9 protein-coding genes are annotated in these 11,241 nt (G+C 64.3%); 3 read left to right on the top strand and 6 right to left on the bottom strand.

Annotation, left to right across the window (positions count from 1 at the left end; genetic code table 11):
- The first annotated feature begins 53 nt into the window (after window positions 1-53).
- A complete protein-coding gene (gene tilS / locus BGO64_RS04880) occupies window positions 54-1,388 on the top strand; it encodes a tRNA lysidine(34) synthetase TilS (protein ID WP_286700268.1) in 1,335 nt (444 codons plus the stop codon).
- Between the two features lie 42 nt (window positions 1,389-1,430).
- On the opposite strand, the gene BGO64_RS04875 is transcribed toward tilS, so the two are convergent.
- Window positions 1,431-2,357, bottom strand: a complete 927-nt coding sequence (locus tag BGO64_RS04875) for a GGDEF domain-containing protein (protein ID WP_286700267.1) — start codon at window positions 2,355-2,357, stop codon at window positions 1,431-1,433.
- A gap of 187 nt (window positions 2,358-2,544) precedes the next feature.
- Here BGO64_RS04875 and BGO64_RS04870 point away from each other — a divergent pair, with 187 nt between their 5' ends.
- The gene (locus tag BGO64_RS04870; protein ID WP_286700266.1) at window positions 2,545-4,497 is read left to right on the top strand and encodes a monovalent cation:proton antiporter family protein; all 1,953 of its coding nucleotides are present in this window, start codon (window positions 2,545-2,547) and stop codon (window positions 4,495-4,497) included.
- Between the two features lie 27 nt (window positions 4,498-4,524).
- Here BGO64_RS04870 and BGO64_RS04865 read toward each other — a convergent pair whose 3' ends face one another.
- From BGO64_RS04865 to BGO64_RS04850, 4 genes are all read right to left on the bottom strand, one after another.
- Entirely contained in the window at window positions 4,525-5,685 is a 1,161-nt protein-coding gene (locus BGO64_RS04865; protein WP_042864253.1) for a patatin-like phospholipase family protein, read from the bottom strand.
- Window positions 5,686-5,802: 117 nt separating this feature from the next.
- Entirely contained in the window at window positions 5,803-6,660 is an 858-nt protein-coding gene (locus tag BGO64_RS04860) for an alpha/beta hydrolase (RefSeq protein WP_143237909.1), read from the bottom strand.
- A 72-nt stretch (window positions 6,661-6,732) separates the two neighbouring features.
- A complete protein-coding gene (locus tag BGO64_RS04855) occupies window positions 6,733-7,314 on the bottom strand; it encodes a TetR/AcrR family transcriptional regulator (protein WP_109112625.1) in 582 nt (193 codons plus the stop codon).
- Window positions 7,315-7,472: 158 nt separating this feature from the next.
- Entirely contained in the window at window positions 7,473-8,117 is a 645-nt protein-coding gene (locus BGO64_RS04850) for a response regulator transcription factor (RefSeq protein ID WP_045523565.1), read from the bottom strand.
- 158 nt (window positions 8,118-8,275) lie between these two features.
- Here BGO64_RS04850 and BGO64_RS04845 point away from each other — a divergent pair, with 158 nt between their 5' ends.
- Window positions 8,276-8,902: a glutathione S-transferase gene (locus BGO64_RS04845; protein ID WP_104454571.1), complete on the top strand. Its 627-nt coding sequence runs from the start codon at window positions 8,276-8,278 to the stop codon at window positions 8,900-8,902.
- Between the two features lie 64 nt (window positions 8,903-8,966).
- Here the strand turns inward: BGO64_RS04845 and BGO64_RS04840 are convergent, their stop codons facing one another.
- Window positions 8,967-11,090, bottom strand: coding sequence for an alpha-amylase (locus BGO64_RS04840; protein ID WP_286700265.1), 2,124 nt, complete (start codon window positions 11,088-11,090; stop codon window positions 8,967-8,969).
- Window positions 11,091-11,241 lie beyond the last annotated feature (151 nt).

Below are 11,241 nucleotides of genomic sequence, written 5' to 3'. Positions count from 1 at the left end.
CGCTTGATAAGCCCGACTCTGCTAAGATCGGCCTGGTCGTATTGGGGAAGCCTATGATTTCTCGTATTTATTCTCGTTTTTGTCAGACCCTGCCCGCGCCGGAAGGTTCCCGCGGTCTGCTGGTGGCTTTCAGCGGCGGGCTCGACTCCACCGTCTTGCTGGTGCTGGCGGCCCGTTTTGCCCGCGCCCACGGCCTCGCCCTGAACGCCCTGCACGTTCATCACGGCCTGAGCCCACATGCCGACCACTGGGTGGCTCACTGCGAAGGGGTGTGCCAGCAACTGGCGGTGCCCCTCATCGTGGAGCGGGTGCAGCTCTGTCGGGGCAACGGGGAGAGCCTGGAGGCCCAGGCGCGGGCGGTGCGTTATGAGCGACTCGCCGCCCACCTGGGGGAAGGGGAGTGGCTGCTCACCGCTCACCATCAGGATGATCAGCTGGAGACCCTGCTGCTGGCGCTCAAGCGGGGTACCGGTCTGCGCGGACTGGCGGGCATGGTGGCGAGCCAGCCTTTTGCCGCAGGCCATCTGTTGCGCCCCTTGCTCGACATGAGCCGGGCCGAGCTGGCGGAAGCCGCGCAGTCACTTCCTTATGGCTGGGTTGAGGATGAGAGCAACGAGGACCCGAGCTATGACCGCAACTTCCTGCGCCAGCAGATCATCCCCCTGCTCAAGGACCGCTGGCCCGCCATGGCCCGGACGACGGCGCGCACCATGGCCCTGTGCGCCGAGCAGGAGGCGCTCATCAGCGAGCTGGCCGAGGCGGACTGGCAGGCGGTGGGTGAGGGAGAAGGGCTGCGCATTGACGGACTCCTCTCCCTCTCCCCCGTGCGGCGCAACAACCTGCTGCGCCACTGGATCCGCCGCCAGGGGGGAGAGATGCCTTCCCGCGAGCTGCTGGGCCTGCTGTGGCAGGAGGTGGCGCTGGCGCGCGATGACGCCAACCCCAGGCTGAGCCTGCAAGGGTTGGCGTGTCGCCGCTATCAGGGGCGTTTGTACCTGGTGGCGCCGGATCTCGCCCCCCGCGAGGAGGTGCTGCCCATCCGGATGGAAGAGACGCTCACTCTGCCGGACGGGCTCGGGCAGTTCAGGCTCTGGAGAACGGATGGCGAAGGGTTGCGGACACCGAGGGGGGACGAGCCGCTCTCGGTGCGTTTTCAGGTCGCCCCCGGCGTCATGCTGAAACCGGTGGGGCGGGTGGGCAGCCGGCGGCTCAAGAAGCTGCTGCAAGAGTACGGGGTGCCCTCCTGGCAGCGGGGGCGCATTCCCATCCTCTACTACGGTGAACAGGTGGCACTGGTGGCCGGGCTCTTTGTCTGCGACGGATTTCTGGCGCCAGAAGAGGGGGTGGCGTGGGAGTGGCGGCCCCCCGTCCCCCAGGATGCGGATTGACATCGCAGAGTGACAGGGGGCCGGGAGGGGAAGGGGGATGCCCTATTCGGGCAGGCCGGAGCCCCCGGCTTTCTTGCGGGCGTAGAGATGGGTATCGGCCGTCTCGTAGAGGCGCTGCACATCCATGCCAGACTGCCAGCTGGCGGCTCCCAGGCTGCACCCCACAGAGAAGGCGCTGAGCTCCTTGTGGCTGTGGAGCACATGTTGCAACCGCAGCCAGACCGGGCGCCAGGCCTCGGGGTCTGCGGGTTGCAGCAGCAGGGCAAACTCGTCACCGCCGAGGCGAAACGCCTGATCCGTCCCGCGAATGCACCCCTGCAGCAACTGGGCGAAGCGGCTTAGCACCAGGTCGCCCACCGGGTGGCCCCAGGTGTCATTGACCTGCTTGAATCTGTCGAGATCCAGCAGCACCAGCACCAGGCCGTGGGGTTCCCGGCTGTGTTGCTCCACCGCCCGGCCAATGGCCTCGTCGAAGTAGGCGCGATTGCCAAGCCCGGTCAGGTGGTCGAGCCGCACCTGCTGCTCCAGCCGATCCAGCCGCAGATAGAGGGGCAGGGGGAGGCTGAACAGCTGATGATATTGCTCAAGCAACCGCCTCTGGCCGTCGCTCAGAGGGTGCTCCAGCTCGTAGTGCAACTGGCCGAGCAACTGCTCGTGTCGTACCCGCAGCTCGAAGCGATAGGCATGCAGGGTCAGCCTGGCCTGGGGCGGGTGCGAGATGAGGGGATGGGGCTGGCCACAGTCGAACTGGAGCGAGTGGATCCGGACAATGTTTGCCACCCGCTCGGCAAAGATTGCCAGCAGGGCGTCAAGATCCCGTTGCCCCAGCAACTGCTCTATCTGCTGATAGCGGTCCTGCCCGGTCAACGGCGCAAGCCGCTCCATCTGCTGTACCCACTGCTCTATGCCATGTCCGAAGCCGTTCAATGACGATGTGTTTTCCACGTTACAGCCCTTACACCTCTCCATTCATTGCGCAGGCTCTTGCAAGCCCTGTGCCTAAAATATGTCCGATGAAAAACAAGGGGGCTGGCTAGGCTTAACGGGATGAAACGGGAGGGGAAATCCCTGCCGCTGAGCGAGTGGCGTGCCATATGGGGAGCGGGCGCTGTGCTTGCAGGGAAGAGGGTGCCGGGCAAATGAAGGAGAGGGATGGGTGTACGCCGATGTGTTGATCCTGCTGATCTTCGCCGTTGTGCTGGTGGCCATTTTCCGGCGCCTCGGCCAGCCGGTGATCCTTGCCTATCTGTTTGCCGGCATGCTGCTCGGCCCCCATGGCGTGGCCATCGTCACGGGTCAGGCCATGATGCAGACCATAGGGGAGCTTGGCATCGTGTTCCTGATGTTCTCCCTCGGGCTCGAGTTCTCCCTGCCGCGTCTGCTCGCCATGCGCAAGCTGGTACTGGGGGTCGGCAGCCTGCAGGTGCTGCTCACCTCACTGCTGTTTTTCGGGCTCGGCTGGTGGTGGGGGCTGAGCCTGGCCCAGGCGCTGGTGGTGTCAGGCACCCTGGCGCTCTCCTCCACCGCCGTGGTGATCAAGCAGCTCGGCGAGCTCAAGCAGCTCCATACCCGGCGAGCCCAGCTCGGGGTGAGCGTGCTGCTGTTCCAGGATCTTGCCGTGGTGCCCCTGCTGGTGATGATCCCCATCCTGGCCCAGCCCGAGGTGCAGGGCAGCGCCCTGCTGGCGGAGGTCGCCTGGGCCTCCCTCAAGGGGTTGTTTGCGCTCTCCGTGCTGCTGGCGGTGGGGAAGTGGCTGCTGCCCATGCTGTTTTTCGAGGTGGCGCGCGCACGTTCAGATGAACTCTTCGTACTGAGTGCCCTGCTGGTGGCATTGCTGGCGGCCTCCCTGACCCAGTGGATGGGGCTCTCCATGGCGCTCGGTGCCTTTCTGGCGGGCATGATGCTGGGGGAGTCCCACTATCGTCATCAGCTCGAAGTGGACATCAAGCCGTTTCGCGACGTGTTGATGGGGCTCTTCTTCATTACCATCGGCATGACCATGGACTGGGCGCTGGTGGCGGGCGCCTGGTGGCAGGTGTTGGCCTGTGTGACGGGGCTCATCCTGTGCAAGTCGCTGCTGATATTGCTGGCGGGCCGCCTGATGGGGGAGCGCAAGCGCGACGCCATGGCCGCTGGCATCATGTTGAGCCAGGTCGGGGAGTTCGGTTTTGTGCTGCTGGCGCTGGCGAGTCATCACGGCTTGCTGGATCACCAGCTGGTCTCTCTGCTCATCGGCATCGGTGTCATCTCCATCGCCCTCACCCCCTGGCTGGTGTTGCGGGCGCTGGGGCTTGCCCACTCCCTCACCGACAGTGCCCTGCTCTCTCGCGCCGAGGTGGCCCAGTCGGGCCTGAGCAAACACCAGCACGTCATCATCGCCGGGTTCGGACGCACCGGCCAAACCTGTGCCCGCTTTCTCAAGCTCGAAGAGATACCTTTCCTGGCCCTGGATCTCGATCCCGAGCGGGTGAGTGAGGCGAAGCTCGCGGGGGAGCAGGTGGCGTTCGGCGATGCCAGCCGGCGCGACATCCTGCTGGCGGCCGGTCTGTTGCGGGCGCGGCTGGTGATCATCACCTTCGACGATCGCAAGCGGGTCGATGCCATGCTGACGCTGATCCGGGAGCTGGCGGGGGAGATCAAGGTGCTGGTACGCACCCGGGATGACAGCTTCCTCGAACACTACAAGCAGGCCGGCGCCTTCGAGGTGATCCCCGAATCCCAGGAGGGAGCCCTGATGCTGGTCTCCCACCTGCTGCTCAACTGCGACATTCCCATCGGCCGGGTGATCCGGCGCATGGAGCACGAGCGCAGCAGCCAGTATCGCTTTTTGCACGGTTTCTACTGGGGCGGCAAGAGTGCGGGCAATCTGGAGACGGATCAACTGCTCGAGCGGCTGCATCCCGTGCTGCTGCACAACCAGGCCTGGGCGGTGGGACACAGGGTACGGGATCTCGCCCTGGGAGAGGTGCGCATCAAGGCGATTCATCGCGGGGAGCGCAGCCTGGATCCCAGGCGCGAGCTGGTGCTGGCGGCGGGAGATACCCTGGTGCTCTTCGGCACGGCCGTGGCCATGGAACAGGCCGAGCAGCGCCTGCTGGAGGGACGCTAGGATCTCCTTCCCATGAGATAAGGCCCCTCAGGCCTCTTCGCGAAATTGCTCCTGCCTCCCGCTGCCCGGCAGGTCGAGGAAGGCCTCGATGCGCTGGCGGTGATCCAGCGCGTCCTGGTATCCCAGCTTGATGAGCCGCTGGCAATAGCCGGGGTCAAACATCAGGAAGCTGGCCAGGCTGCTGCTCTCTTCGCCGTTGACCCCGAGCACCCGCAGCAGACGGCGCAGCTGGGTCGGCAACCGTGGGAGGTATTCGAGGGCGATGAGGTCGAGATCCTGGCTGGGGCGGATCACGCAGGTCTCCACCTGGCGCAGTTTCAGCCGACTGCGCTCCCGTGCCGGAATGAGGGAAAGGGTCTGGTTGATGCGCCCGAGTCGCTCCAGATCCGAATTGAGGGTGTCGGAGAAGACGGTGTTGAGCAGATGGCTCGCGATGTTGGAGCTGGTCAGGTGCCCCTGGCGGGGAGTCGGGTTCTCCCTGTGAGGGGAGTCCAGGGTCACCAGCAGGATCCGCTCCGCCCCCAGGTGGATGGCGGGACTGAGCGGGCTCAGCTGGTGGATGGAGCCATCCCCGTAGACGCGATCGCCGATGGGGGTGGCGGGAAAGACAAAGGGCAACGCCGACGAGGCCAACAGATGATCCGAGGTGAGCAGGGTACGCAGGCCACGTCGTCTGGCGCGCTCCCAGGGCTGATGTTCGGCCCGCCCCTGGAAGAAGGTGGTGGAGAGGCCGTCATCGTAGTCGGAGGCCGTGATGGCGATGGCCTCCAGGCTGCCGTAGAGGATGTTGTCATCGATTCGGTGATAGTCGATGAGCTGATCCAGCAGACGGCGCAGGGGGGCGTTGTCAAACAGGTGAAAGGCTCGGTTGCTCTGGGGGGTGATGAGGCCGGCCGAGCCCTGATAGAGGGTGCGCCACAGCAGTTGGCAAGGGTGGAAGTCGAAGATGTGGTGGGTCTCGAATCGTCGCCAGACCCACTCCAGCTTGCGCACCCCCAGATGGAAACAGGAGGCGTAGCACGCCAGCGCCGTGATGTTGAGAGCCCCCGCCGAGGTGCCGCACAAAATGGGGAAGGGGATGCCGATGTTGCGGGGGTAGAGTTCGGCCACCGCCTTGAGTGCGCCGACCTGATAGGCGGCGCGGGCACCACCACCAGTCAGCAGAAGAGCAGTATTGGGTCTGGCCATGAGGGTGCGCCTTATCGTGATCGCCAGGGCGGGTTGCCACCGCGCAATTCAACTATAAGACGTTGTATACCGGATAAAAATGGGCCGCACGCTCAATTTTTGCGGCCCGTTTCATTTTCAGTTTGCCAAGGGCGTCTGGCTCAGTTGATCGAAGGCGGCGAAGGCTGGAGGGCTTGCCAGAATACGGCCATGGCCGAGCCCCCGGGTGCTCACCAGTCGGGTTCTGCCATCCTGGGCCGCGCGTAGGGAGTCCCGGTGGGGGGCGAAGCGGTCTTCCTCATCGTGAACGATGAGGGCGGCGCCGCTGCGCCGGGCGAGCCGGCCAAGGGGGTCAACCGTGCTGAGCGGGTGCTGGTATTCGTGTTCTATCTCCTTGACCACCGCATCGAACAGCCGGATGGAGTAGCCGGAGCGCGCCACCATGCCGTAGAGCTGGGGCACGTAGTCGAGCACCGGGGAGATGAGCAGCAGCGGCAGCGCATCGATTGCCGGGTGACGGCTGCTGAGGGTGACGGCGCCCCCCATGCTGTGGGTGACGACGCCCTGGACGGGGCCGACCCGCTCGAGGATCTCGTCGAAAGCGCGCACGAAGCGGGGCAGGTGGCCCCTGTTCCCTTCACTCCGGCCGTGGGCGGGGTGATCGTAGGCGAGGGCCGTATAGCCCTGGGCGGCGATATGGCTCATCAGCGGATAGAACTGGCTGGCACTGCCTGACCAGCCGTGCATCAGCAGCCAGACCGGCCCCTGCCCGAGCCGGTAGCTCATCAGGGTCCCTTCACTGGTGTGGATGGCCTGCTCGACCAGGCCGGCCGGGGCTTCGACGTCCCGGGTCGCCCGCTGCGGGGTGAGCAGCAGCTTGCTGGCGGTGCGCTTGGCGTGGGTGGGCGCGAGCACGTGATGCAGGCGGGTGCCGAGGCCCAGCAGCAACTTGCTCGGGCTGAAGCGGCGTGTGTTGAAGTAGATCTTGCTGCTCATGGTCATCCTGTGTTTTTTGTGTGCGAACGGTCGTGCTTTTTTGCGAGTTTTTAAAAGGAAGAGCCCGTCGGGTCAGCGCCAGCTGGTCAGCAATTGTTCCACCTCGGGCCAGAAGTGGCGGGCCGGATCCTCGCTGAGCGCCAGGGCATGGAACACCTGATCCCCGAGATAGAGGCCATAGAGGCGATAGACGGCGCGCCAGGGGTCGAGATCGCTGCGCCACTCCCCTCTGGCCTGCCCCTGCACTACCTGGCGTGCCAGGTAGTCGAGCCAGAAACGGACCAGCTCGCGTGCCGCCTGCTGGACCTCACCCTCCTGGGCGGAGGTCCAGGCATCGAGGAACATGCAGCGGCCGGCAAAACTCTGGTTCCAGGCCAGCCAGGCCTGCAACAGGGCGAGCAGTTTCTCCTGCTGGGTGGCGTGTCCCTGTTGGCGCACCGGCTGGATCACCCGCTCCCGAAATACCTCGGCGGAATGGGTGAGCACGGCGATCTGGAGGTTGTCGCGAGACTGGAAGTGGGCGAACAGACCGCTTTTTGACATCTCGCAGGCCGTTGCGAGGGAACCTATGGTGAGGCTCTCAAGCCCCTGCTGGCTCGCCTGCTCGAATGCAGTCTGCAAAATGGTGTCGCGGGTCAGACGTCCCTTGCTCATCCGGCTCTCCTCTCTCTGGGCTGGCAGCATAAAGTACGACCGTGCTAATTGTCGAGCCGCAAATGGTGCAGGGAGGCCGTTTCCGGCTGCCGCGGGGGGCCAGAGAGTCTGCTGGGGGCGGTTGTGGCTGGCTCGATACAAGCCAGCCGGGGACGAGCTCAGTCGTCCTTGATGCCCATTTGCTGCAGGGCTATGACTGCCTGGGTGCGGTTCTTGACCCCGAGTTTGCGGAAAATCGCGGTGATATGGGCCTTGATGGTCGCCTCGGAGACGTTGAGCTCCCAGGCGATCTGTTTGTTGAGGCTGCCATCCCGCAACATGATGAGCACCTTGTATTGCTGGGGGGTGAGGCTGGCCAGCTTGGTGGCGAAATCGGGCCCTTCGCTGGGCTCGGGATGGAGGGAGATGCCTTCCGGCACCCAGTTGTCCCCCCCGATCACCGTATTGAGGGCGCTGACCAGCTCTTTCATGGGGACGGACTTGGGAATGAAGCCGAGCGCGCCCAGGCGCAGCACCTGCTGGATGATGGCGGGATCCTCGGAGGCCGAGACCACGACGATGGGGAGATCCGGGTGATGTCCGCGCAGATAGGCCAGCCCCTCGAAGCCGTTGGCCCCCGGCATCTTGAGATCCAGCAGCAGCAGGTCGACGTCGGGATGTTCATCGAGCAGGTGGCTCAGGCTGTCGATGGAGTCAGCCTCCAGCAATCTGGCGTCGTCGATGGCCATGTGCACCGCTTGATAGAGGGCGCCCCGAAACAGGGGGTGGTCATCTGCGATGACGATGGTAAATTGGCTGTCCATAGCTCACATTGTTGCTAACCGATTGTTTTGAAAAATCAAACTAGCACTGCTACCCAAGTGGGTCAAACCCGCCAGTACGCAAATGTGAGATGGTCATCGGATGCCGTGCCACGGGGCCGGCGGGATGGCCAGTAAACAACCCATGCAGGAGGCAATCGATGGGATCCCTGGTTTTGACGGTGGGCACGGGCTCCACCTGGGCAATGAGAACGGCGCTGGTGCTGGCCATGAGCGGGCTCAAGTGGCAGGAGCAGGTCTTCGATCTGGAAGATGCCAAGGAGCTGCAACGGCTCAAGCGCACGGCCCCCGCCGGCCTGGTGCCCTGGCTCGACGACGGTGAGCTGCGTATTCACGACTCTCTGGCCATCGCCGAATATCTCCACGAGTGTTGCCCGGAGCGTCACCTTTATCCGGTGGACAAGGCCGAACGGGCACTGGCCCGCAGCCTGTGCGCCGAGCTGCACGCCGGTTTTCGCCAGATCCGCACCCTGCTGCCCTTCTTCCTGGGGGCGCCCACCCAGAGTGAACCGCCGGTGGAGGTCATTGACGAGCTGGCCCGGTTGCAGACCCTCTGGTCCCAGGCGCGGGGGCCCTTCTATTTCGACGAGGCGAGCATTCTGGATGCCTTCTATGCGGTGATGGCCTATCGACTGGCAAGCTATGGCATTTCGCTGCCCGGTCAGGCTGGCGCCTATCAGCAGGCCTTGCTGGCCTGGCCCCTGTGGCAGGAAACCCTGCTCAGGGCGAGGTTGCAGTGGCCAAAGGCGGCCCGCCAGCCTGATTGATGCGGGCGTCGGCAAGACAAAAAAGGGGAGCCATCGGCTCCCCCTTTTTATTCAGGCCAGGTCGCTATTTCTGCCGACCCGCGAAGACCACGACCACCTTGTCTTCTCCTTTCTCCCGCACGAAGCCGTAGGGGACATCGGAAATCTTCTTGTGGCTGCCCGCCGCGATGGCAGGGTGGGCGGCACGGAACTGGCCGAGCCGTTGCCAGTGCTTGACCAGCTCTGCCTTCTCGCCACTCGCCAGCTCCTGCCAGTTCATGTCCGAGCGCACGCTCTGATCGAACACGCCGCCATCCTTGGCCAGTCCCCGGCCGGACTCGTCGCCATAGTAGATCTGGATACCCCCCGGCAGCAGCATGAAGCTGTTGGCCACCCGCCGTTGCAGCGCCACGTCCTGGTAGTCGCCGAAGAAGAGCTTGGTGTCGTGGGAGCTGATGTAGCTCAGCACGTTGAACTCGGGATCCTGGTTGATGCGGCTGGCATAGCTCGCATAGGTGGGCTCTGCCCCTGCCATGCACTGGGCCTGGGGCAGGGCGAATTCACGCTGGTAGTCGAAGTTGATCAGGGAATCGAAGCCGTGCTGGTACCAGAAGTCCTTGGCGACCCCGTGATCCCACACCTCGCCCACCATGTAGAAGGGAAGGTCATCGAGGGCCTTGCCCGGGTTGGCGGCCTTCCACTCCTTGAGCGCGTCGGTGCCCGCCTGCTTGAGCCTGGCCCAGACCGCGGGCTCCAGGTGCTTGACGGTGTCGGCACGGAAGCCGTCGATGCCGAAGCGGCGCACCCAGTCGGTGTGCCAGGTAATGAGGTAGTCGCTCACGGTGGCGTTGGGCAGGGCCTCGGCCCTGGTGTCTTTTTTGGCAGCGAGCAGCGGTGGCAGCCCCACCGATCTGGTGGATTCGGTCAGGAAGTCCGGCAGTCCCGCCACCGAGCCGGTGACGTCGTCGGTGCCGGGTTGCGGGTAGCCAGGCAGGCCTGCACGCACCCAGTCAGGGCCCCACCACTTGTCCCAGTGGGATGACTGGTAGTCGATGAACTGGTTGTAGCCATGCCAGTTGAGGCCGCCGCTCGGGCGCCATTCGTTCCAGCGACTCGGCAGCTTGCCAGTGTTCTGGGTGAGATCGGTGAGCCCCAGATCCTGCAAGTCGGCGAGGGTGGCGTAGCCTGCGTGGTTCATCACCACGTCGAGGATGATCCGCATGCCGCGCTTGTGGGCCTCGTCCACCAGGGTTTTCAGGCTCTCTTCGTCGCCGTAGTTGGGGTCGATTTTGGTGAAGTCGAGCGCCCAGTAGCCGTGGTAGGCGTAGAAGGGGAAGTTCCCCTGTTCGCCACCGCCGATGAAGCCGTGGACCTGTTCCACCATGGGGGTGATCCAGATGGCGTTGATGCCGAGTTGCTTGATGTAGTCGAGCTTCTCGGTCAGCCCCTTGAAGTCACCGCCATGCCAGGTGGCCACTTCGTCCTGACCATCCTTCTGACGACCGAAGCTGTGATCATTGGCGGGATCGCCGTTGTGGAAGCGGTCGGTCAGCAGAAAATAGACGCTCGCCTGATCCCAGCTGAAGGGAGTAGGCTTGGCGGCCTTGACCGGCTCGAGCAGCAGCAGGCCGCCGCTCTCCTTGCTCGGTGTCAGGGTGATCTTGCCGCCCTTGACCACGGCTTCCTGTCCCGAGTAGGCATCCCGCAACCGGGTGCCGTCGGGCCAGACGCCCTTGAGTGATGTCGTGACCGGGCCGCCATCCCAGCTGATGCAGGGCTCTTCCGGGGGCTGGCGTTTGAACTCGCTCTTTTTGGTTGCCCGCAACACCTTGAGGCTGGGGGTATCGGGATTGAAGGTGAACTCGTAGTCCCCCGCCAGCATCACCCTCAGATTGAAGTCTGTCCCCTTGCTGCACTTGTCCATGGGCTGGGCGGTGCCGAAGGGAAGGGGCTTGGCCTCGGTTGGCCCGAAGCTGGTGCCGCAGCTGTTGCCCGCATCGCTGATGCGGATCTGGTGGCTCCCCTTGTCCAGTCTGTGGGTCAGGGTGACGGTGCCCTTGTCCAGCGTCAGCGCCTCGGCCACCGGTTTGCCATCCACATGGAGATAGACCTCGGGGGCGGCCATCGCCTGACCGATGAACAGCGGTGTGGCGAGCACGGCCAGCCACAGGGGTGATGGGCGAAGAGCGGGGCGCGAAGAGAGACGCATAAGCCATTCCTTGAGCAGAGTGTGAGGAGCAGGGTCCGTTGAGGCACTCATTCTAGGGGGCGCTGGGGCAGGCTTGGACCGGTAAAATACCGATTTGTGACGTCAGTTCAAATGGTTACGTTTTCAAGAATGGAAAAGTGTGAACCGGGTG

Source organism: Aeromonas sp. 62-46 (assembly GCF_001898585.1).
Lineage (GTDB): Bacteria > Pseudomonadota > Gammaproteobacteria > Enterobacterales > Aeromonadaceae > Aeromonas > Aeromonas caviae.
This window is presented reverse-complemented; position numbering and strand designations above follow the sequence as displayed.

Excerpts from the sequence above, each read along its gene's own strand:
- BGO64_RS04855 (WP_109112625.1), bottom strand. The coding sequence starts at position 7,314 with ATGAGCAAGGGACGTCTGACCCGCGACACCATTTTGCAGACTGCATTC.
- BGO64_RS04865 (WP_042864253.1), bottom strand. The coding sequence starts at position 5,685 with ATGGCCAGACCCAATACTGCTCTTCTGCTGACTGGTGGTGGTGCCCGC.
- BGO64_RS04875 (WP_286700267.1), bottom strand. The coding sequence starts at position 2,357 with ATGGAGAGGTGTAAGGGCTGTAACGTGGAAAACACATCGTCATTGAAC.
- BGO64_RS04860 (WP_143237909.1), bottom strand. The coding sequence starts at position 6,660 with ATGAGCAGCAAGATCTACTTCAACACACGCCGCTTCAGCCCGAGCAAG.
- BGO64_RS04850 (WP_045523565.1), bottom strand. The coding sequence starts at position 8,117 with ATGGACAGCCAATTTACCATCGTCATCGCAGATGACCACCCCCTGTTT.
- BGO64_RS04845 (WP_104454571.1), top strand. The coding sequence starts at position 8,276 with ATGGGATCCCTGGTTTTGACGGTGGGCACGGGCTCCACCTGGGCAATG.
- BGO64_RS04840 (WP_286700265.1), bottom strand. The coding sequence starts at position 11,090 with ATGCGTCTCTCTTCGCGCCCCGCTCTTCGCCCATCACCCCTGTGGCTG.
- tilS (WP_286700268.1), top strand. The coding sequence starts at position 54 with ATGATTTCTCGTATTTATTCTCGTTTTTGTCAGACCCTGCCCGCGCCG.